The organism is Candidatus Melainabacteria bacterium (assembly GCA_016193285.1).
GTDB lineage: Bacteria > Cyanobacteriota > Vampirovibrionia > 2-02-FULL-35-15 > 2-02-FULL-35-15 > JACPSL01.
In genome coordinates this window covers 12,426-33,846 of the sequence record JACPSL010000002.1, presented here as the reverse complement: position 1 = coordinate 33,846, position 21,421 = coordinate 12,426, and the positions used below count along the sequence as shown (strand labels likewise).

Genomic DNA, 21,421 nt, shown 5'->3' with positions numbered 1-21,421 from the left:
TGCGTGATGTATCCCCTAGTGCTCTTCACTATTGTTTATCCTTACTCACAGGGACAGGTTTGCTTTATTGTTGCATTCCCAGCTTACACTAAACGAAAGATTGATTGCATATAGTTAAACCATATGATAGTATGCTTACGTATGGTCCAAAGAGATTTCTGGTTAGAAAAGATAAACAATGCTTGGAAAAGCAGATCTGTAATATGGCTTAATGGTGTAAGAAGAGTAGGAAAAACCTACCTATGCAAATCTATTCCAAACATTGAATACTTTGACTTTGAGCTTTATGGAATCAGAAAACAAGCCGAAAATCCCGAGTTATTTCTAAAAGGATTAAAAAAGAAGAAAGTTATCTTTGATGAAGTTCACAGGCTAGATAACCCATCAGAGCTATTAAAGATAGCTAGTGATTATTTCCCTGATATAAAAGTTGTTGCAACTGGTTCATCAACACTTGGTTCATCAAAGAAATTTAAAGATACGCTTACTGGAAGAAAATGTTCAATTTGGCTCACTCCTTTAATTACTAAAGATCTAAAGAATTTTAATAATCAAGACTACAGTCATAGATTTTTATTTGGTGGGCTACCACCTAATTTTTTGCAGAACAAGGTACCAGAGTATGAGTTTGAGGAATGGATAAGCGAATATTGGTCTAAAGACATAGAAGAATTATTTAAGCTTGAAAAGAAAAGTTCTTTTCAAAAGTTTATTGAACTTTTGTTTGTAAATAGTGGTGGGATTTTTGAAGCAACAAAATATGCTAAGCCTTGTGAAGTAAGCAGAGTCACTATTAATAACTACTTAAATATTTTAGATCAAACATTTGTAGCAAATATTGTTAGGCCTTTTAGCACCTACAAAATAAACGAAATAGTAAAAGCCCCAAAAGTGTATGCATTTGATACAGGTTTTGTTTGTTACTATCGTAGTTGGAACTCTTTAAGACCAGATGATATGGGAGTATTGTGGGAGCACTTTGTTTTAAATGAAATAAATGCAGAAACACAAACGAAAAAAATAATGTATTGGAGAAATAAACAAGGGAATGAAATAGATTTTGTTATTTCCCCAAGAGGCAAAGATCCGATAGCAATTGAATGCAAATGGAAATCAGACAATTTTAATTCTTCCAACTTAGAGATTTTCAGAAGAACATATCAAAAAGGTCTAAATTATGTAGTTTCTCATGATATTGATAGAACGTACAAAAAGAAATATGGAAGTATAGAAGTTACATTTGTTAGCTTAAGAAATCTGGTTGGCGAAATTATAAAAGCTACAAGTCGGGTTTTATGAACATTGAGCTAAAAGATTAATTGCAGACTTTGTAAACAAAGCAAGCCTCGCTCTTTCAAAGCGAGAACTAAATTAATGGAGTATAAAGGGTATATTTTTATAACCGGACTTAGCTCCTGCTGCGTGATTTAACTATCCTCCTAGTGTTTTTCACTACTTTCAAATAATTAAGGAAATTTTATTTTGAAGAAGTTTATTAATATCAAAAATTTTTAGCTTATTGCCTTGTATTGTAAGACATAGAATAGAGGGTTATGGTTAATTTAATTGGAACAATCATTATATTAGGAAAGAAATCATTAGCGAATTTTGAGACTAGCACAGAAAAAAAAATTACAATAAAGCCTACCACTGAAGAAATTGATAATGATCAATTCATAAGCAGTGACATTCAATTTGTGGCTTTCACAGATCCTCAAGGTAAAGAAAGCACAAAAGAACTTTTACCTCTTCTTACTGACGAGCCATTTGAATTAGATAAAAGCAGAGGAAGGGAAGTTAAAAAATTGAAGGACGATAAACTTGCTTTTATTGAAATTATTGGTGAAGACAAAAAGTTGAAAGAAAAAGAAGAATTTACTTATGATAAATTAGGGAGATTAAAGGAAAGAAGTGTTACAAAAAGGAGCAATAATGGGCTTATCCTTACTACTGTAGATTTTGATGCTAATGGAAAAAGAATATTCAAATACGTTCAAGAAATGGACAGTGACTATAAAGTAAAATCAAGAATTTCAACAGAATATAGTGAAAATGGTTTGACAGTAACTACAAAAGAAGAAAACATAGATTTTAAATTAGTTTCCACAACAGTAACAAAAATCAGCGAGGATCGTTTATCTTCAGTTACAGAAACTAAAGACGCAACAGGAAAATTAACAGATAAAGAAACAATTAAAATTGTAGAAGATGGAACAACTGTAGTTGAAAAGAGTACTGGAAAAGGCTGGGTTTACAATAAACTTGAAACTAAAAAAGACAAAGATAAGGATCTAACTACAGTTATAGAAACAAAATCACATATAAAAGGCACAACGGTTATTGCAACTGTAAAAAACAAAAAGGGAGAATTTGTTGAATCCAGCATTGAAGAAATAAGTTTAGATGGTACATTTTCGGAAAAAACAATAAAAGATGGCAAAGGAAAAGTACTTCAAACTATAGCTACTACTTACTCTAAAGACAAGCTTTTAGGAAGAACTGTTGTTAGGGATTGTGATGGAAAAATTGTCAAGACTTTTGATATCTCAGCAGATAATAAAGAAAATAACAGGGAAACTGTAACTGTTAAAGAATATTCTGCCGACAGAGATCTCGTGGGTTTAGTAGAAACAGAAAATAATATAAAAGACGGTAAAAAATTAATAACCAGCAAATATACTATTTCAGTTTTTGACAAATTTGGTAAGCCAGTTGAATCTGTTAGAGAGCACTATTTCAAAGGTGTTTATGATGGGAAGATCACTTCAAAATACACTCATGATAGACTACTTGAAACAAGAAAGAGCTACGATAAAGATGGTAAGCTTTGCTGGTCATCTCTTGAATTAAGAACTCCTGGCAATGATGGTAGATCTAACAAAGAAATTAAAGAATTTTATAATGCTTATGGAAAGTTAAAAAAAAGAATAACAAGTGATTCAACAGGAACAACTAGTGAAACATTTGACTTAAATGAAAAACTAAAAGAAAGAAGATCAATAAGAACTATAAGATTTGATGGTAGAAGAGCTGATTTTGAAGCTATTACAGAAACATATATAAACGGAGAATTTGCAGGTAAGATAATAGAAGTAACAAGTAAAGATGAACCAACTATAACAAAAAATTATGATGAAAATAATAAATATACTGGGCAAAAGGTTGTGACTTCCCAAAAAGATATTTATACCGTAGAATTATTTGATAGCGATGACAAACTAACCAGTAAGAAAGTTACCCATAAAGATGGCTCTGTAGATGAGGAATATGATGGTTCAGGGAAATTGCTTTTTAAAACAGAACATACTTACAATAAAGATGGTAGAGAAGAAATAAAATATAATGCAGAAGGAAAACTTGTTGAAAAGAAAGTAATTAAATATGTTGTTGCTGATAAAGGTCCTATTGAGGAAATATTTGGTCCAAATGGAAAACGCCTATTAAGACTTGAGAGAAAGTGGCTTCGTTATGAAGATGCTTATGAGGATACTATAACAAAATTTGCAGAAGACGGTGAAAAGATAATTGAAACAAAAACCGTTAAACAAAGGTGATAATTTTTAAATAGATCCACTGGGATTTGAACCGTGATTATCAAATATTTGTTTGAGATGAGCTTTAATTTTCAAAAATCGGACCGGAGAGATTTGAACTCTCGACCCCTTCCACCCCAAGGAAGTGCTCTACCAAGCTGAGCCACGGCCCGTTCTAGAGAATCAGAGATCAGTTTAATTTATATTATAGCTTTCTTTTAGGATTTACTTTGATTGCTTGCAAACTTTCTTACAAGATCATAAAGTTCCACTGGTACTGCGAGTACTACTGTATTTGATGCAGTAGGCCCAAGCCCATCTATTGTTTGTAAAGTTCGAAGCTGCATTGCACCAGGGCTCATTGACATTGTCTTTGCTGCTTCTGCAAGATTCATTGCAGCAAGTTTATCACCTTCTGCTTTTGTAATTGTAGCTCGCTTTTCCCGCTCAGCTGATGCTTGACGTGACATCATTTTCTTTAAATCTTCCGGAACATCTACATCCTGGATTTTAATTCCTTTAACTTCAAGTCCCCATTCTTTTGATTCTTTTTCAACAATTGATTCAATTGATTTCCCAATTTGTTCACGTTCAGCCAGCAGATCATCAAAAGTCATTCCTCCTACTACATCTCTTAAAGCTGCCTGAGCATACTGGGAAATTGCATATGAATAATTTTGAACTTTTATAACTGCTGCTTCAGGGTTACTAACTAAAAAATATAAAACACCATTTATTGAAACTGGTACATTGTCTTTCGTAATTACTTGCTGTTTTGGAATATCCATTGTAAGGATTCTTGTGTCTACTATTCTAATTTCGTCAATCATTGGAATAATAAAAAATACTCCTGGACCTTTTATAGAACTATATTTCCCAAGCCTGAACACAACTGCCTTTTCCCATTGAGCTGCAATTTTTATCCCAGATGAAATAAATAAAGCAACAATAAACACTAAGCTAAAAAGCACTGAACCCATAATGGGTTTAACCATCATTAATGGCGAAAGAAAAACAAAACCTAAGCCAGAAATAACAAAGAAAATAATCATTGAGATGTAGTTTGTGATGAGAATCATGATGCTTACTCCTTATAATCAAGAAATATTATAGCTCTAAACATATATTTTCAGCTTTTGATACAAAATCGTACAGAAAGCAGTGTATATGTTATAATTTGAGCTAAAGGTAAGAAATATTCTTACCTTTAGCCTATAAACATGGATAAATCTGATATTTTAAAAATATATAGCTCCAAAAACACGGTCTTTACTTTTAAAGATATCTCATTAATCTGGGGTGAAACAGAAACAGATCTTGTAAAAAGTAAGATTAATTACTATGTAAAAACCGGCAAGTTGTATGCAATAAGAAGGGGAATTTATGCTAAAGACAAGAACTATGACAGGCTTGAACTAGGAACTAAAATTTACACACCATCATATGTTAGCCTTCAAACTATTCTAGAAGAAGAAGGAATAATATTTCAATACCACAAAAGTATTTTTGTAATCAGTTATCAAACAAGAGAAATAACATGTGGAGGTAACAGAATTGTCTATAAAAAAATTAAAGATATTGTTTTAAGTAATAAAACCGGTCTTGAAAAAATGGAAGGATACTTTGTGGCATCTAAAGAAAGAGCATTTCTTGATACCCTTTATCTTTATGGAGAATATTACTTTGACAATCTAAAACCTATAAAGTGGGATCTTTGCTTTCAAATTCTTCCTATTTATAAAAATAAAAACCTTGCTAAGAGATTAAAGAAATATGCTGGACATAAATAAACACAGAACAATGCTACTTCAAATACTTAAAGAGATTTATTCAGATACTTCTTTAGGTCCGCTTCTTGGCTTTAAAGGAGGGACGGCTGCTTATCTTTTCTATGATCTTAAAAGGTTCTCAGTTGATCTGGATTTTGATTTGCTTGACTCAGAAAAAGAGGAACTTGTTTTTCAAAAGATTGAAGCCATAATTAAAGAATATGGTGAAATCAAGGACAAGTTTTTAAAGAGACACACTATATTTTTTCTACTATCTTACGCAAAAGGATCTCAAAAAATAAAGGTGGAAATAAACAGAAGAGATTTTGGCTCTAAATATGAATTAAAAAATTATCTTGGTATTTCTATGCTTGTAATGATAAAAGAAGATATGTTTGCACATAAACTCTGTGCACTGTCTGATAGAAGAGAACTAGCAAGCAGAGATATTTTCGACATATGGTTTTTCTTGAAAAACAATTGGGATATAAATGAAACAATAATTAAAAAGAGAAAAGGACTTTCACTTAAAGAATACATAAAACAATGTATTGAAATTATAAACAAAATAAACGAAAAATATATTCTTCAGGGAATTGGTGAACTACTGGACGAAAAGACAAAAGAATGGACAAGGAAAAACTTAAAAAAAGATGTGGTGTTTTTGATGAGAGTAAAACTTGAGAGTTAATGATGACAGCCATCTTCACCCTCGATCCTTTTCAAGAAGAAGCAATTAATGCTCTTAAATCTGGAGTTAGTGTTGTAGTTAGCGCTCCTACTGGATCCGGGAAAACTGCAATTGCAGAGTTTGTTATTGAAGAAGCTTTAAAAGGAAGTGAGAGAGTTTTTTATACGACTCCGCTTAAAGCACTGAGCAATCAAAAGTTTCATGACTTTCAGAAAAAATATGGCAAAGAAAATATTGGAATAATTACTGGTGATACTTCAGTTAACAGTGATGCACAAATTGTTGTTATGACTACAGAGATTTATAGAAATATGCTCTATGGTACAGTGCTTGGCTCTGTAGATGAAAACTTAAAACACTTAAGATACTTAGTTTTAGATGAATGTCACTATATGAATGACCCTGAGCGAGGAACTGTATGGGAAGAAAGCATAATTTATTCTCCACCAGGTCTTCAGGTACTTGCACTTTCAGCTACAATAGCAAACGCAAAAGAGCTTACAGACTGGATTTCAAATATACATAATAAAACAAAACTAATAGAAACTTTTCATAGACCAGTCCCACTTAGGTTTTATTATTTTAAACAAAACCATCTCTATCCATTACTGTTACAAAATAAAGAGTTAAATCCACAACTTAAAATCCATAAAGATTCTTTTAAAGCACATAAGCAGAAGTTTAAAGATATGAAAAGAAAAGGTAGCAAGGAAGGAAGAATCCCTGATGTAGTAATAGAACTTCATAAGAGAGGACTTTTGCCTGCAATTTATTTTGTTTTTTCAAGACGAGGTTGTGAGCTTGCATTAAAAGATTGCCAACAATTAGGTTTTAATTTACTGACGCTAGATGAAAGAAAAACATTATCAAAGCTAATTCAAGAAAAAACATATGGGAATGATTACCTTTTTAAACACAAACATCTTGGGTTTTTATATCAAGGAATGGCAGTACACCATGCAGGACTTTTACCTCAATGGAAAACAATTGTAGAAGAACTTTTTAGCAAAGGTCTAATCAAGGTTGTCTTTGCAACTGAAACACTTGCTGCAGGAATCAATATGCCAGCAAAAACAACTGTGATAAGTAATCTTGGAAAGCATGGAGGCGCGGGACATAAGAATCTTACAAGCAATGAATTTTTACAAATGTCTGGCAGAGCTGGACGCAGAGGAATGGATAAAGTTGGAAATGTTGTAATTAAAGAAACTATTGATCATTCACCAGCATTTGCTGCAAAACTAGCAGCAGCTACAGCTAATCCTCTTACTAGTCAGTTTACTCCAAACTATTCAATGGCGTTAAATCTTCTGCAACATCATTCAATGGATCAAATAAAAGATCTTTTAAATAAAAGCTTTGGGCAATATTTGCTTAGCAGTCATGAGGATTTTTATTGGGATGGATTTTTAAATTTAACAAAGGTTTTAACTAAGCTTGGTTACTTAAAAGACAATATTCCAACTGAGCATGGAATAATGGCATCATCATTGCGTGGTGAAAATATTTTGTTAATTAGTGAGATATTATTGAAATGTGATTTTGTTCTACAGCCACAGGAATTCTCTGCATGCATTTCATCTCTTGCTATTGATGAGACTCGTCCTCGAATATATATAAGAGCAAAACAATCAATAAACGTAGAAGATACTTTTATTTCAATGCAGAAGATAAGCAAGAGTTTAATTAAGCTTCAAAGAAACTACAATATAGAAATGTCAGCAAACATAAATCCTCAGCTTGCAGGTTTAATAGAAATTTGGTGTAAAGAAGAAACAAGATGGGAAGATCTACTTAGACTTACTAATTTAGACGAGGGGGATCTTGTTCGTGCAACAAGAAGGACAATGGATCTTTTGCGTCATATTAAAAATGCACCGTATATGAATCCACAAATTATTGATCTTGCAAAAGAAGCAATAGAATTAATGAATAAGGAACCAGTAAAGGAAATAGTGTAAAATAACACCATGCTAACCTTCACAGAAAAAAAATTAACTGTTCAATTTGTAAAAATCCATCCTAAAGCAAAGCTTCCTTTTTATGCTACAGAAGGTGCTAGTGGAATGGATTTAGTAAATGTACTTGAAGAACCACTTACATTAAAACCAGGCGAACGTGCAAAAGTACCAACAGGATTAATTATGATTTTGCCTCCTGGTTATGAAGGTCAAGTAAGACCACGATCAGGACTTGCAAGTAAACATGGAATTACACTTACCAATTGTGTTGGAACAGTTGACAGTGATTACCGTGGAGAGATTTGTTGTCTTATGATAAATCTTGGAGATGAATCTTATACAATTCAACCAAATGATCGAATTGCACAATTAGTCATTTCACCAGTTGTACACGTTAGTACTGAATTCGTTGAAGGACTTCAAGAAGAAACAAAAAGAGGTAGTGGTGGATTTGGAAGCACGGGAAAATAATTGAGAATTGAGAATGACCACAAACCACAAACTTGGCAAACAAGGCGAAAAGCTTGCTTGTGATTATTTAAGAAAAAATAAATTTTTAATTCTAAAACAAAATTGGAGATCTGGAAAGTATGGTGAAATTGATATTATTGCAAAAGATCCAAATAAAAATGAGCTTGTTTTTATAGAAGTAAAATCCAGAACTACAAGCCTTGATGAAGCAAAAGAACTTGTAACAAAGAAAAAACAAAGACAGCTATACAAACTAGCAACAGCTTATTTACATTTAACTAATCTTGAAAATACAGCTTGCAGATTTGATGTAATTGCTATTAAAATTAGTCAAGAAGGCAATAAGCTCGAACATATTAAAAACGCATTTTATTTACAGTGAAAGAAATTATTGAACAATTTATAAACCAAATTCTAGAAGATCAAAAATTTTCTTTGAATACGAAAGCTGCTTATAAAAGTGACTTAAATGAATTTTTAGAATATGTTGTTTCTACAAACACACAACTTCAAGACATAAACCAAGGCTGGGTAAAAAGTTACTTAAAGCATTTAGAAGAAACAAACAAAGAACAAAACTCTTTTAATAGAAGAGCATCAACATTTAGGCTCTTTTTAAGATACTTATACATTCACAAGCTTATACCAGCTAACTATTCATTAATAGTTACTAACCAAGCAACATTTTTTAAAACAGAAGAAAATGAGCTTGAAAAAAATGACATTAAGAAAATTATTGAAGACACCAAGTTAAGAATTGATCAAAGGTTAATTTTATTACTAATTGGTAAGTTAGGGCTTTCTGCAACACAAATTGCACGGGTAAATACTTTTCAAGTTGACTTTGAAAACAAAGTGATTGATTTATCTGATACAGAGAAAATTTATCTGCCACATGAAATATTTACCTTGCTTAGGGAATATTTGCTTGAAGTTAGAGCTAATTTAGCTAGTTCAAGTAACTGTTTAAGCTTATTTTTAAATGAAAAAGGCAAACCAATTTCTGAAATCGACATTTATGGATTGATTAAAAAACTAAGTGAAGACTTAAACTTACAAGGCAAATTGACAATAAGAAGTTTAAAAAAACTATCAGCAGATAAAATTGATACTATGTCAATGCAAAGAGAGATTTTTAATGCTTAGAACATTCTTAAAAAGTAAAATCCACCGTGCAACAGTTACTAAGTCTAATCTTAATTACATTGGTAGCTTAACTATTGATTCATACTTAATGGAACTGGCAAACATAAAAGAATATGAACAAATTCAAGTTCTAAACATTACAAATGGAGAAAGGCTCATAACATATGCAATATCTGGTTCTAAGAACTCTGGCACTATTTGTGTAAACGGTGCAGCAAGTCATAAAATAAAAACTGAAGATATTGTAATAATTGTTAGCTATGCACAACTTAATGAAGAAGAAGTAAAAAACTTTAAGCCAAAGATCATCCATGTAGATAAAAATAATATCCCTGATGAAGTTGTAGTCTTGTTATAATTTTTATATGCCAAAAGATATAAAAGTATTAGTTTGTGGTGCAGCTGGAAAGATGGGACAAGCTGTTGTAAGAGCAGTATCTGCAGAAGCAGATTTAAAACTAGTTGGTGGTGTTGATAGATCAGGCAATCCAAATTTAGGAAAAGATATTGGCTTACTATGTGGAATAGATGAGACTGGTGTAAAACTTACCGGTGATTTAAAAGAAACACTTGTTAAATCTAATCCTAATGTAATGGTAGATTTTACAATGCCTGAAATTGTAATTGTAAATGCTCAAGTTGCCTTAAAAGCTGGTGTTCGTGTTGTTATTGGAACTACTGGAATGACAAAAGATGATGTTAACGAGCTCTCAAAAATTGCAAAACAAAATGCTATTGGTGCAATTGTTGCACCAAACTTTGCAGTAGGTGCAGTACTTATGATGAAATTTGCAAAGGAAGCCAGTAAATATTTTGCCAATGCAGAAATTATTGAGTACCATCACGATAAGAAGTTAGATGCACCAAGTGGTACTTCTATAAAGTCAGCTGAACTTATGGCTGAAAACAGAAAATTATTTGGAAGTAGAGCCATGCGGCCGCATGGCTCTACTAGCAAAGAAACTATAAAAGGAGCAAGAGGAGCTGTAGGAGAAGGAAATATTCATATACACAGTGTCCGTTTGCCAGGAGTAATTGCAAATCAAGAAATTATTATGGGCATGACTGGACAAACACTTACAATAAGACATGATACTTACGACCGTACTGCATTTATGCCTGGAGTTTTAATGGCCATTAAAAAAGTTATGGGATTAGATCATTTAGTTTACGGGCTAGAAAATATTATTTACTAGACTTATTGCGGAATAGTAACAAAAGAATAAGGATAGGCCACAAAAAGTTAGGGCAATTAGTCTGAAAGTGTAAGGAGATACTTTCATGATTAATGCAAAATCCGGACTAAAAAACGATTCAATTTGTAAATCACTTACAGGTATAACGGTAAAAGAGTTTCAGGGTATTCCTCCTGATGTTACTTCTAATGTTGATAAAGGGTTTGATGGAATTACAACAGAATATTCAAATCTGAAAGTAAGAATGCCTAGAAAAAAGCCTTGAGGTAAAGAACTTACAGAAGAAGAAAAAGAAACTAATAAAAATATTAGTAAAAGAAGAGTTGTAAATGAACATGCCATTGCTCACATAAAAAAATACAATTCTGTCTCTCATATCTACAGAAACAAGGGAAATGATAAAGCTGATAGATTTATGCTCATTGCTTGTGGGTTAAATAACTACCACATTGATCAGAAGGAGGCTGCATGACGTAATTAAAAATTGAAAACTTAAGTTTGACAGAAAATTATTTCTCTTCCATTTGATTTCGCAATAAGTCTATTGTGATAAATCAACTAGACAAGCCTACCAAGAAACCTACAATGAGATGGATATATCAACTATTTCAAGGTATTCATGTGGTTTACATGCAACTTGCAAACATTATTAAAACTCAAGTTACAAATATTAGGGATTATCATAAGCATATCTTAAAATTACTTGGTCATCAATATGAAAAAATCTACTACTTTCATACTGTGACTTGCGGAAATGTTTCTGCATGTTTTGCTAATTGTTATATTTAAGATTCAATCTTTTGGTTGAGACATTATCTATGCTGCTTGATCTAAGTGGTGTCCAGCATTATGAGTTGTTGTTATTGAATTTTGATGAGCTTGCAGTGAAGACATATTATGAGGTAAGTGATCTTTCTCATATTGTAAGATTCTATTTGCAGATCTAGTACCAATATAAAATGCGTCTAGTTCTTTACTAATCAAGGATGGATTTTTTACCAGTGCTTTGAGTAAAGCTGGATTTTTAAATCCAATTACATATATTGCAGCTGTGCCAACAATACTTAAAACTGAATTACTAAAAAAACCTGTTCCGCTCATATAAAATCCTTTAATAATAAACTTTGAATGTTTACATCTATATAAAGTAAGTAAGAGAGTAAAGTTGATAGTTTATCTATTTAACGTTTCGTTTCTGCCTAGTAGGTAGCAGGCTGAAAAGTTAATGTACGGTTAAAGAGCTTAAAAAGCCAAATTCCATGGAAGGGCAATAATCTTTTTATCAACTAATATTGGTTCCTGTCCTCTGTAGATTACAATTCCGAAAGGCACATTTTGATAACTTTCCATGAAGCTTTGTATTCCTCTTAGTTCATAATGATTTATTTTAAAACCTGATTTTACTTCAATAGGGTATATGTTTTTCCCTGAGGCAATTACAAAATCAACTTCTGCACCGTTGCTTGTTCTCCAAAAATTTATTGATGGTTTTGGAGTAATGTCTTTTATTTCTTTGTATAGCTCTGAAAACAGAAATGTCTCAAGTATTTTTCCCCATTCTCCACCATTGAGCATCTGCTCATTTGTATGGTTCTCATAAAAATAATTTATTAATCCTGTATCCAGATAATGTACTTTAGGTCTTTTAACTAGTTGTTTGTTTGCTTTCATACAGAATGGATAAATTAATTTGCACTGATATGAAGACTCCAGAAGAGAAATATATTTTTTAACAGTCTTTGAATCGATTCCTAAATCTGAGCTAATGTTATTTATGTTTAAAATGTTGCTTGTCTGAAAAGCAAGAGTTTTATATACTTTCTGGAAACTGTCCAGATTTACAATCTGAGATAAGTCTCTTAAATCTTTTTCAATATAAGTGCTTATATATGATTCAAACCACTTGCTGGACTGGTTTTTATCTAGTTCGTGAACTTTTGGAAATCCACCTCTTAGTATAAATTCCAACATGTCTGATTGCTTTGTTTTCTTGAGTCTGGCTAGCTTATTTTTAAAATTTATTATATCTTTAGAAGAAATCATAAGCTTTATTATCTTCTTGCTGCTGCTTGAGATAGCTTCTGAAACAGAAAATGGCAGTAATTCAAGAATGCCTACTCTTCCTGCTAAAGATTCTGTAATTGATTTCATAAGCAGAAAGTTTGCAGAACCTGAAATAATAATTTTGTGCTTAAATCCGCTATCGACAAGTTCTTTTAGTGAATGGAATAATTCCGGAGCTTTTTGAGCTTCGTCAATTGCTGTGTTAGAGTTCAGTGAGTTTGTAAAGAGAGAAGGATCTTCTTTTATCTTCAACAAAATTTCCCTGTTGTCTAAATTATAATATTTCCAGTTTTTTGACTTACTAGAAATTATTTTTATTAAGGTTGTTTTTCCTGATTGCCTTGGTCCAGTAATTGAAACAACAGGAAAGATTTTAAGAAGTTTATATATTTCTGGCTCAATCAACCTCTTTTTATAATTCATAGGAAAAAGTATACCACGAAATTTCAGGCGCCTAGTCCAAAATTTCGACTTATGAAATATTTAGTTTTTGTGATTTAATAATTAGTGTTTAAGCTCTAGCGATTGCAGTTCTTGCTGCAATTGCCCATTCCGCAAGTGCTACTTGGTGGTTGTTTAATGCAGCAGCATGTGCAAACATTTCAGCATTTGTTGCCCCATCGTGTAGTGGTAGGGGTGGAGTAGGTCTCGGTGGTAAATTAATGGTAGATGCAGATGGATTTATAGAAGGTGGTGGTGGTACCACTGATGCTCCGGCTGGCGATGGTAATGCAGGAGATGTTATTGGTGTTGACGGTACTGTGGGTGGAGCTGCCGTTGGACTGACAGCAGCTTTTGCTTCACCACTTACAGCAGTTTTTCCTTTTTTAAACCATGTAGCAAAACGATCAAAACATTCGTAACCACTCCTACCATAAATACCTCCAAGTAATTCTCTCGAGTAAACACTGTAATCAGTTCTAAGTTCAATGTTTGCAATTCGATTAAACTCAGCTAGTGCTCCTTCATTAGTTGGCACAATACGTGCAGCAGCTTCTTCAGTAGCTTTTAATTGCTTTATCATTGTGTCAGCATTTTTTTGTGCGACTTGGAGTCTTTTCCATTCTACTGCTAACTTTCTGAATTGTTTGTACTTTTCTTGGTCACCTGCTAATAATGCCTTATGCATGTCACGAATAAGTTTGCTGGTAATTAGTTGATTTTCTCCAGTGGTAATAAACTTTAGAAGATCATCTTCATTTGATTTAATTATTTTCCCTATTCCTTCAAAGCCTTTTTCTAACCTTGTTATTCCTTGTGTTAATCCTTCTTTTGTTCTTGCTAAAGCTTCTCCCAATTTAGCTACTTCTTTTAGTTCATCACCTTTAACTACTCTAAAACTTTTTAGCTTTGCAAGTTGAAAAGCTTTTCCAACTCCTACTCCAACGCCAGGTAGTATGCAAAATATACTAAGCCCTGTTGCTGCAGCGTTTAATAATGTACTAAAACTAAATACTCCTTCATTTTTTGCAGATGATAGTGTGTTTTTTAAGCTATCAAGTGCTTGTAGTGCAAACCAGCCAGCTGTAACAGGTATAAGCCATGGTAAAAAGAAAGATGCAATTGGTAATCCAATACCAATTAAAGTAAGAGGATTAGTAACAGTACCTGAAATTAAACTAGTTATTGCAGTCATGACACCGTTTCCAAGTTGTAGTTTTTGGATTTGATCTGCAGTTTTCCAGGTGTCTTTAAATGTTTCTTTAATACCGTCTTTAGAGACCTTATCAAAAACTCTTGATAAGTCTGCTCTTATAGTTCTTGCAGTTGTGGCTGCTATTGCTGCTGCATCTACACTAAGTACAAACATTTATTTCTTTCCTAAAATATTTTTCTTAAATAAAACGATCTTATAAAAACCAGTTTCCTGGTTCTGTTTATAAAAAGGCCTTTTTTATAAAAGTTGATAGCTTAAAAATTAAGAAAGATTATGAAGAAATTAATTCTCTTCCTAGCTTATAAGCTTTAACTAAACGTTTACCTAAAAAAAACCCATTGTACATAACTTTTATATGTGAGCTGACTTCACCACCTACATTAATAGTACATGCTCGTAAAAGTCTTACAAACTCTCTATAATGCATAAAATCATTTTTTTCAAAATAATCTTTTAAATAATCCTGTAAATAGTTTTCCAGCTCTTTATCATTATCGTTAAAAGGTTTCGAGGTTTCAAGGTTTCGAGGTTTTTGTTTACCTAGTTTATAAACTAATAAATATCTCATACTTTTTCTTGCATTTTCAAAACATCTTTTTAAGCTTGAAGCAAGTGCATTACTTTTTTTTCTTACAATGTCAAGGTAGTCTTCAAGATCTTTTAGAATCTCTATGTCTATTGAATTAGACAATGCTTTATCTAAAAGCTCAAATTCTTTAATATTTTCTATAGCCAGATCATTCATGATAAACTAATTTTATGCCAACTTTAGAAAAGTCTAAGATTCATTCAACAGCAATAATATCACCCAAAGCAAAGATTAGTCCTGGTGTAGAAATTGGACCATATTCTGTTATTGGACCTGAAGTTGAAATTAATGAAGATACTTATATTGGACCTCATGTAATTATAGAAGGAAGAACAGAAATAGGCCCGCATTGCAAATTACTTGGAGCATGTAGTATTGGATTACCTCCACAAGATCTAAGCTACAAAGGTGAGGACACAGGAGTAAAAATTGGAGAGAATACTGTTATTAGAGAATATGTAACTATTCATAGGGCAACAAAAGAAGGATTTACAACTATTGGAAAAAATTGTTTTTTAATGAACTATGTTCACATTGGCCACAATGTTCAAGTTGGAAATAATGTAATCATGGCAAATTCTACAATACTTGCTGGTTATGTTATTGTTGAAGATTATGTTTTTATAAGTGCACTATGCACTATTCATCAGCATTGTAGGATTGGTGAGTCTGCAATGGTCGGTGGTATGACAGGAAGCAGACTTGATCTGCCTCCATATTTTATAGCTGATGGAAGACCTGCAAAAATAGTTGGAGTAAATAATGTAGGTTTAAGAAGACGTGGTGTTAGATTAGAAGTTAGAAATGCTCTAAAGGAAGCTTATAAAATTATTTATCTTTCTGATTTAAATACAACAAATGCTCTTGAAAAAGTTCAAAATGAACTTATCCAGTTTGATGAAATTAAAAAACTAATCCAATTTTTTAAATCGACAAAAAGAGGCATAGTTTAGTGAAAAGAATATTTTTATATTTTTCAATATTTGTCATTGTTGTTTTATTAGATCAATTTACTAAAAGATTCATGCTTGAAAGTGTAGGATTAAATAATAGTAAGCCTTTTATTCCAAATGTAATGCAATTTTTAGTAGTTCAAAATAGCGGTGGTGCTTTTAGTATTTTTAATCAGTATCCAGTTTATTTTAAAATTATTGGAGTAATTAATGTATTTATTTTTTCTTATTTAACATTTTGTTCTGTAGTTAAACTTAGTAACTTTATGAAAATTGGTTGTAGCTTGGTTTTAGGTGGGACAGTTGGGAATTTAATAGACAGGTTTTTGCTTAATGGTGTTATTGATTTTTTAGATTTGCAATTTATTAATTTTGCTGTGTTTAATTTAGCTGATGTGTTTATTGATCTTGGAGTTATATTAATCCTAATTGAATGGATAAGGAAAAGGTAAGTGGTAAGAGTAGGGGCTTACCATGGTAAGCCCTATAAAAAGGAAAGAACACTTATTGTTTCAGATAAATTTTCTGGGGAAAGGTTGGACAAATTTGTTTTGAATCAGGTAGGAGCAGATCTTGTGTCTGCTATTTCTCGTACATTTATAAAGAGATTAATCAATGAAAATCAAATTCTTATAAATAAAAAAACCACAAAGTCCGGCTATAAAATAAAGAAAGGTGACATAATTTCTGTTTCTCTTCCTGATTTAAAAGAGATTCAAGTTGAACCTGAAAATATTAAATTAGATGTTGTATTTGAAGATAAGGATTTAATTGTAATTAATAAACCACAAGGGATGGTAACTCATCCAGCTAGTGGGATTTACAAAGGAACACTTGTTAATGCACTTCTCTATCATTGCAAAAATTCTCTCTCAGGAATTAATGGTGTTTTAAGGCCTGGTATTGTTCATAGACTAGACAAAGATACATCTGGTTTAATCATTGCTTGTAAAAATGATAAATCACATAAAGAAATTGCAAAACAAATTCAAGAAAGAAAATTAAAGCGAAGTTATTTAGCCATTGTTCATGGGAAACTTGAATATGATCATGGAACAATTAATAAACCAATTGGACGAGATAGAATTCACAGACATAAAATGGCTGTTGTTGCGGGTGGAAGAAAAGCAATCACGCATTATAAGAAAGTAGAGACGTTTGGCCAAACGTCTCTACTGGAATGCACATTAGAAACTGGTCGTACACATCAAATACGTGTTCATATGAAAAGCATTGGACACCCAATTGTAGGTGATAAAATCTATGGTAAGAAAAATGATCCTGCTAATTTAATGATGCTTCATGCATATAAGCTAGTGTTTTTACATCCAAGAACTAAAAAAGAGATTAAGTTAGAGTTAACTATTCCAGTAAGATTTATTGAGTTTCTTCTAAATCAAAAGCAGTAGGATGTACATTTAGAGCACTATGTAAAAGATTTAAAAACATTTTTGTTCTGTATTCTTCTTGTGGAGTATCAGTTAATGAAGCTTGTATGTTACCTTCAAAAAGTAAATTTGGTTTATTTTCAATTAAATTTAGTAAGTTAGCTAACACTGCTGTTCCTTCTGGAGGAAATTTATTAAATAATTCATCAATTTTTTCATTATCTGCTATTTCTTCCAGTAATGGTTTAATTTTTCTTATTAAGAGAAATTCTAAAGTTGGATGTGTTGATTTAATTTGTTTTTCAAGTTCTTGGTTATAGCTAGGATCATTTGGGTTTGCTTCAAATTGTACTAACTTTCCTTCTAATTCTGTTCCTTTTAATGGATGAATTATACACAGTACAATTTCTTTTATCCGTGTGCTTGTTTTAATTAATATTGGGTCTAATGTCATAATTGTAAATCACCTTAATATCAGTAATCCCATAAATGACAATTTTAAAACACCTTAAAGTACAATAAATCTATGAAAAAATTCTTTAGATTATCAACATTAGTACTTATTTTACTTGTAGCATTAATGATTTTTCTTAACAGTTCCAATAACATAATGCTGGAGTCAAGCTTTTTAAGCTTAAGAGTAAATGTAGGATTTTTAATTTTTTTCTCAGCAATACTTGGTAGTATTATTACTTTACTTTTTGGTATTTCAAGGCGTGTTTAAAATCTGCCCTTACAAACTTATTAAAGTCCCATAAACACCTTTTACTATTTCTGCCATCTTCTCATAGCTTAAAGTATCTGGTGTATCTGTACTTTTATGATAATTTGGATTCCTAAAATCAGCTGTATCAGTAACCATTAGAGCTTTGTATCCATGAGCATAATAACTGTCATGATCAGAACGGCTAATATCCGGAATTATAATTCTGGGAATGCTAATTGATCTAACATCAATCGAGCTATGTTTTTTTAAACTACTTTTTACTTTTTGTATAAAATCAAAACTATTTAAATTTCCAACTACACCAATAAAGTCTCCAGTAACTGGATAAAAGAGTTTAAGTAATTTGGAAGGATATTCCTGGGAATTTTCCAAGTCAGAGAAATATCCAATCATTTCAAGAATAATTGCACCAACTACAGGTACATTTTCTTTTTTTAATGATTTTGCATGGACATAACTTCCCATGTAAGGCACATGTTTTACTAGCTCACCATTGTCAAGTGCACAATGTGGTCTTTCTTCAGTAGTGTATGCAACAACATCAATTCTTTTTGTTAGTCTTGGATTTTTTTCTTTTAATAATCTGCTAATTTCAATGATCCCAGCAATTCCGCTTGCATTATCATCTGCACCAGGAGTTAAACTTTCTGCTTCAGAGTCATAGTGTGCACCAAGAATTATCCTTGGTGCATTTTGTGGTCCAAAAGAAACTATTAAGTTTTTATATTCATTTGAGTCTCCTGATGGACCCTCAAATTTTTGTTCAGTAACTTTCAAACCCATATTATTCCATTGACTGCGGATATAATCTCCAGCTTGATTTAAACCATTTATATTGTTTACATGTCTTTGTAAGCTTGATAAGTAACTTACATGGTTAAAAAGATTTTCTTTCATAGGGGTTGAAATGTTAGTTATTGGTCTTTGCACAGACGTAGAAAAAAGCTTAGAAGCCAATCTAGATACAAACATAATTAGTTTTTAAAGTATTGTTAGAAAGTATATCACGAAGGGTAATAAAGACTTTTGTAGAGTTTGAAAGCAAACAAGAAGAACTTAAAGAAGTTAATAAATTAATATCTCTTGGTGTAAGTTACATAATTACGAATCAAGCAGAAGAATTGTATAAAGTTGTAATTTTGCATGATAATTGTTAAAAAAATATAATAATGTTAGGTTAATCTGCTGATGTGGTATAAAGTAATAAAACTAGCAATGATTAATTTATCTACAAGCCATGGCAAATTAGTTAAAAGAAATAATTCTTATTATTTCTGGTTTTATTTAAACTTTGCAAGAGCAGGTAGATTTTAGTTGTAATTATAATTTGTAACTTATTAACCCTGCTCTAAAAAAAGCAGGGTTTTTTATTTTTAGGAGGAGAAGAAGGAAGTATGAATAACAAAAGTAGTGATGGAAAAATTCAAGTTGGTGATATAACCATAAACCCAGGTAAGAATTTTTACATAGCTGGGCCATGTGCAATTGAATCAGAGAGCCAAATATTTACTATTGCAGAGCACGTTGTAAAAAGTGGTGCTACCTTGTTTAGAGGTGGTGCTTATAAACCAAGAACTTCTCCTGATTCATTTCAAGGCTTAGGTACTTTAGGCTTAGAATTATTATTTAGTGCAGGAAATAAATTTAATGTACCTGTTGTTACTGAGGTTATAGATGCAAGCCAGATAAGTACCATTACTTCTGCTTCAAAAGGGCATCCTTTTATTTTTCAAATTGGTTCAAGAAATGCCCAAAACTATTTTCTTCTTAAAGAAGTAGGTAAAACTGGTATTCCTGTACTTTTAAAAAGAGGCAAAGGATCTACTGTAGACGAAATGGTTTTAGCGGCAGAATATGCAAAGGCTGGCGGCAGTCCAGTACTAATGTGTGAAAGAGGCATTACCACTTTTAGCTCTGCTTCTGGCACTGGTAGGTTTACTGCTGATCATATAGCAATTTTAAAATTTCAAGAAGCAGGTTTTATTACAATTTTTGATCCAAGCCATCCAGCAGGGAAGAAAGAATATGTAACTCCTCTTGCACTATCTGGAATTGCACTTGGTGCAAATGGATTAATTATTGAAGTTCACAACAATCCAAAAGCTGCACTTTGTGATAAACAGCAAGCATTAGAGTTAGATGACTTTAAAAAATTAATGGAAAAAGTAAAAAATATTGAAATGGCTTTAAGAAATGGTAAACTATATGCCTAATTGCTCATTACTGTTTTGCTTAATCATTTCAAAGACTATTTCATTTCTAACAAAGCCTTGACACTCAGGAGTATATTCAATTTCATATCCTTCGCCAGAAATTCTATCTCTGGAAATACTCTTGGTTATTATTTTCCCTCTATAAAAAAGTTGCCTGACATATGCTGGGTTTTCCAGATGGTTTATAAGTTTTAAAGTATAAGCGTAAGTAATTTCTTCAGGGATAACAACACCTTTTAAACTAGAATTTTGATACTGGGCTGTTTTAGTTTTGGTTAAATTCAAATAAGTGTCAACCGTAGCAGGATAAATAGATCTAAATACAAAAAAATCTTGTCCTCTTGAACTAAGAATTATTTCTTTCTCAATTTGGTCTTCTTTAAATGGTAATCTTGAATTACAAAGTGAATGAGTCATCGGTTGGCGAAGAGGAGCTTCTATTCTTTTAATGGATTTCTTTTTAAGTATCCATGTCCCGTCAAGTACAGGCAATTCATCATGTTGAAAAGTAAGAACTAATGTTTTTTTCGCTTGTAAATTATCTAACTTATTTAGCAAGTTATCGTACCGATCAATGCTTGTACTTTTTGCTGGCAAACAAAATGTTAAAAAAATTATTAACAGGCTTATTTTTAATTGAATTTTCATAGCACTAGTAAAAAGCATGATTAATTAAAGATTTGACAGTATAAGCAGTTATTTACCTTCTTCCTTGTCCCTTTTGATGCTAATCTCAGTTTCTGGAGTTTTTTCTGATTCGCTTTGTAAGCTTTCTATTTTTCTTTTTAGTAGATTCTTATCAAGTAAATCCTTATCAGTTACTTTATGTGTTTCAATTACAAACTCAAACTTAAATATCCCTAATATGCTTAGTGTAATTAATATGATTAACCAAAGTATTAATGCTTGCCAAAAGTTGACAGTTAAATCTGTAAAATTTTTCCCAATCGCAGTATTCCAAAATAGTTCAATCATTGTTATTGGCAGGAAAGTTACCAAACTAATAATTAATAATGCAACAAGAAATGTAGTTAAAGAATTTAGTTTATATATTTTCATGGCT

28 protein-coding genes and 1 tRNA gene are annotated in these 21,421 nt (G+C 31.8%); 19 read left to right on the top strand and 10 right to left on the bottom strand.

Annotation, left to right across the window (positions count from 1 at the left end; translation table 11 throughout):
• Positions 1–141 precede the first annotated feature (141 nt).
• Positions 142–1,299 (top strand): ATP-binding protein, encoded by a 1,158-nt coding sequence (locus HYY52_00235; GenBank protein ID MBI2995125.1) that lies wholly within the window; start codon positions 142–144, stop codon positions 1,297–1,299.
• 254 nt (positions 1,300–1,553) lie between these two features.
• The gene (locus HYY52_00230; protein ID MBI2995124.1) at positions 1,554–3,554 is read left to right on the top strand and encodes a hypothetical protein; all 2,001 of its coding nucleotides are present in this window, start codon (positions 1,554–1,556) and stop codon (positions 3,552–3,554) included.
• A gap of 78 nt (positions 3,555–3,632) precedes the next feature.
• On the opposite strand, the gene HYY52_00225 is transcribed toward HYY52_00230, so the two are convergent.
• Both HYY52_00225 and HYY52_00220 read right to left on the bottom strand, forming a co-directional pair.
• Positions 3,633–3,706 (bottom strand) — tRNA-Pro (locus HYY52_00225).
• Between the two features lie 45 nt (positions 3,707–3,751).
• Positions 3,752–4,612 (bottom strand): SPFH domain-containing protein, encoded by an 861-nt coding sequence (locus HYY52_00220; GenBank protein ID MBI2995123.1) that lies wholly within the window; start codon positions 4,610–4,612, stop codon positions 3,752–3,754.
• 141 nt (positions 4,613–4,753) lie between these two features.
• Between HYY52_00220 and HYY52_00215 the strand changes: the two genes are divergently transcribed.
• The 11 genes from HYY52_00215 (at position 4,754) to HYY52_00165 (ending at position 11,556) form a co-directional block, all read left to right on the top strand.
• Positions 4,754–5,323, top strand: coding sequence for a hypothetical protein (locus tag HYY52_00215; protein ID MBI2995122.1), 570 nt, complete (start codon positions 4,754–4,756; stop codon positions 5,321–5,323).
• The gene (locus HYY52_00210) at positions 5,307–5,993 is read left to right on the top strand and encodes a nucleotidyl transferase AbiEii/AbiGii toxin family protein (GenBank protein ID MBI2995121.1); all 687 of its coding nucleotides are present in this window, start codon (positions 5,307–5,309) and stop codon (positions 5,991–5,993) included. The genes HYY52_00215 and HYY52_00210 overlap by 17 nt, the downstream gene beginning before the upstream one ends.
• On the top strand, positions 5,993–7,954 hold the full coding sequence (locus HYY52_00205; GenBank protein ID MBI2995120.1) for a DEAD/DEAH box helicase: 1,962 nt from the start codon (positions 5,993–5,995) through the stop codon (positions 7,952–7,954). The genes HYY52_00210 and HYY52_00205 overlap by 1 nt, the downstream gene beginning before the upstream one ends.
• A gap of 9 nt (positions 7,955–7,963) precedes the next feature.
• A complete protein-coding gene (dut, locus tag HYY52_00200; protein MBI2995119.1) occupies positions 7,964–8,425 on the top strand; it encodes a dUTP diphosphatase in 462 nt (153 codons plus the stop codon).
• Between the two features lie 13 nt (positions 8,426–8,438).
• Positions 8,439–8,807 carry a YraN family protein gene (locus tag HYY52_00195; protein MBI2995118.1) on the top strand — a complete coding sequence of 123 codons (369 nt, stop codon included), beginning with the start codon at positions 8,439–8,441 and terminating at the stop codon, positions 8,805–8,807.
• Positions 8,804–9,571, top strand: coding sequence for a site-specific integrase (locus tag HYY52_00190; protein MBI2995117.1), 768 nt, complete (start codon positions 8,804–8,806; stop codon positions 9,569–9,571). The genes HYY52_00195 and HYY52_00190 overlap by 4 nt, the downstream gene beginning before the upstream one ends.
• Complete coding sequence (locus tag HYY52_00185) at positions 9,564–9,929, top strand: aspartate 1-decarboxylase (GenBank protein ID MBI2995116.1); 366 nt, start codon at positions 9,564–9,566, stop codon at positions 9,927–9,929. Before HYY52_00190 ends, HYY52_00185 begins: the two co-directional genes overlap by 8 nt.
• Before the next feature lie 7 nt (positions 9,930–9,936).
• Positions 9,937–10,767 carry a 4-hydroxy-tetrahydrodipicolinate reductase gene (locus HYY52_00180; protein MBI2995115.1) on the top strand — a complete coding sequence of 277 codons (831 nt, stop codon included), beginning with the start codon at positions 9,937–9,939 and terminating at the stop codon, positions 10,765–10,767.
• A gap of 85 nt (positions 10,768–10,852) precedes the next feature.
• Entirely contained in the window at positions 10,853–11,032 is a 180-nt protein-coding gene (locus HYY52_00175; protein MBI2995114.1) for a hypothetical protein, read from the top strand.
• Between the two features lie 42 nt (positions 11,033–11,074).
• Positions 11,075–11,239 (top strand): hypothetical protein, encoded by a 165-nt coding sequence (locus HYY52_00170; protein MBI2995113.1) that lies wholly within the window; start codon positions 11,075–11,077, stop codon positions 11,237–11,239.
• A 74-nt stretch (positions 11,240–11,313) separates the two neighbouring features.
• A complete protein-coding gene (locus tag HYY52_00165; protein ID MBI2995112.1) occupies positions 11,314–11,556 on the top strand; it encodes a hypothetical protein in 243 nt (80 codons plus the stop codon).
• A gap of 27 nt (positions 11,557–11,583) precedes the next feature.
• Here the strand turns inward: HYY52_00165 and HYY52_00160 are convergent, their stop codons facing one another.
• The 4 genes from HYY52_00160 to HYY52_00145 all read right to left on the bottom strand — a co-directional run bounded on the left by HYY52_00160 (position 11,584) and on the right by HYY52_00145 (position 15,233).
• Positions 11,584–11,868: a hypothetical protein gene (locus HYY52_00160; GenBank protein MBI2995111.1), complete on the bottom strand. Its 285-nt coding sequence runs from the start codon at positions 11,866–11,868 to the stop codon at positions 11,584–11,586.
• A gap of 141 nt (positions 11,869–12,009) precedes the next feature.
• Positions 12,010–13,254 (bottom strand): ATP-binding protein, encoded by a 1,245-nt coding sequence (locus tag HYY52_00155; GenBank protein MBI2995110.1) that lies wholly within the window; start codon positions 13,252–13,254, stop codon positions 12,010–12,012.
• A gap of 88 nt (positions 13,255–13,342) precedes the next feature.
• Positions 13,343–14,641 carry a hypothetical protein gene (locus tag HYY52_00150; GenBank protein MBI2995109.1) on the bottom strand — a complete coding sequence of 433 codons (1,299 nt, stop codon included), beginning with the start codon at positions 14,639–14,641 and terminating at the stop codon, positions 13,343–13,345.
• Between the two features lie 118 nt (positions 14,642–14,759).
• Positions 14,760–15,233: a hypothetical protein gene (locus tag HYY52_00145; protein MBI2995108.1), complete on the bottom strand. Its 474-nt coding sequence runs from the start codon at positions 15,231–15,233 to the stop codon at positions 14,760–14,762.
• A 14-nt stretch (positions 15,234–15,247) separates the two neighbouring features.
• Between HYY52_00145 and lpxA the strand changes: the two genes are divergently transcribed.
• From lpxA to HYY52_00130, 3 genes are read left to right on the top strand one after another with little or no spacing between them, the layout of a single operon-like run.
• Positions 15,248–16,030, top strand: coding sequence for an acyl-ACP--UDP-N-acetylglucosamine O-acyltransferase (gene lpxA, locus HYY52_00140; GenBank protein ID MBI2995107.1), 783 nt, complete (start codon positions 15,248–15,250; stop codon positions 16,028–16,030).
• Complete coding sequence (lspA, locus tag HYY52_00135; protein ID MBI2995106.1) at positions 16,030–16,482, top strand: signal peptidase II; 453 nt, start codon at positions 16,030–16,032, stop codon at positions 16,480–16,482. Before lpxA ends, lspA begins: the two co-directional genes overlap by 1 nt.
• A 54-nt stretch (positions 16,483–16,536) precedes the next feature.
• A complete protein-coding gene (locus HYY52_00130) occupies positions 16,537–17,439 on the top strand; it encodes an RluA family pseudouridine synthase (protein MBI2995105.1) in 903 nt (300 codons plus the stop codon).
• Here the strand turns inward: HYY52_00130 and HYY52_00125 are convergent.
• The gene (locus HYY52_00125; protein MBI2995104.1) at positions 17,408–17,872 is read right to left on the bottom strand and encodes a hypothetical protein; all 465 of its coding nucleotides are present in this window, start codon (positions 17,870–17,872) and stop codon (positions 17,408–17,410) included. The genes HYY52_00130 and HYY52_00125 overlap by 32 nt on opposite strands.
• A gap of 72 nt (positions 17,873–17,944) precedes the next feature.
• Here HYY52_00125 and HYY52_00120 point away from each other — a divergent pair, with 72 nt between their 5' ends.
• Complete coding sequence (locus HYY52_00120) at positions 17,945–18,142, top strand: hypothetical protein (GenBank protein MBI2995103.1); 198 nt, start codon at positions 17,945–17,947, stop codon at positions 18,140–18,142.
• 9 nt (positions 18,143–18,151) lie between these two features.
• On the opposite strand, the gene HYY52_00115 is transcribed toward HYY52_00120, so the two are convergent.
• Entirely contained in the window at positions 18,152–19,117 is a 966-nt protein-coding gene (locus tag HYY52_00115; GenBank protein ID MBI2995102.1) for a M28 family peptidase, read from the bottom strand.
• A gap of 17 nt (positions 19,118–19,134) precedes the next feature.
• Between HYY52_00115 and HYY52_00110 the strand changes: the two genes are divergently transcribed.
• Together HYY52_00110 and HYY52_00105 are read left to right on the top strand one after the other, a co-directional pair.
• Positions 19,135–19,302 (top strand): hypothetical protein, encoded by a 168-nt coding sequence (locus HYY52_00110; GenBank protein MBI2995101.1) that lies wholly within the window; start codon positions 19,135–19,137, stop codon positions 19,300–19,302.
• A 237-nt stretch (positions 19,303–19,539) separates the two neighbouring features.
• The gene (locus HYY52_00105) at positions 19,540–20,358 is read left to right on the top strand and encodes a 3-deoxy-7-phosphoheptulonate synthase (protein ID MBI2995100.1); all 819 of its coding nucleotides are present in this window, start codon (positions 19,540–19,542) and stop codon (positions 20,356–20,358) included.
• Here the strand turns inward: HYY52_00105 and HYY52_00100 are convergent.
• Both HYY52_00100 and HYY52_00095 read right to left on the bottom strand, forming a co-directional pair.
• A complete protein-coding gene (locus tag HYY52_00100; GenBank protein ID MBI2995099.1) occupies positions 20,347–21,006 on the bottom strand; it encodes a hypothetical protein in 660 nt (219 codons plus the stop codon). The two genes, HYY52_00105 and HYY52_00100, sit on opposite strands and share 12 nt — an antisense overlap.
• A gap of 48 nt (positions 21,007–21,054) precedes the next feature.
• The gene (locus HYY52_00095; protein ID MBI2995098.1) at positions 21,055–21,417 is read right to left on the bottom strand and encodes a hypothetical protein; all 363 of its coding nucleotides are present in this window, start codon (positions 21,415–21,417) and stop codon (positions 21,055–21,057) included.
• Positions 21,418–21,421: the final 4 nt, after the last annotated feature.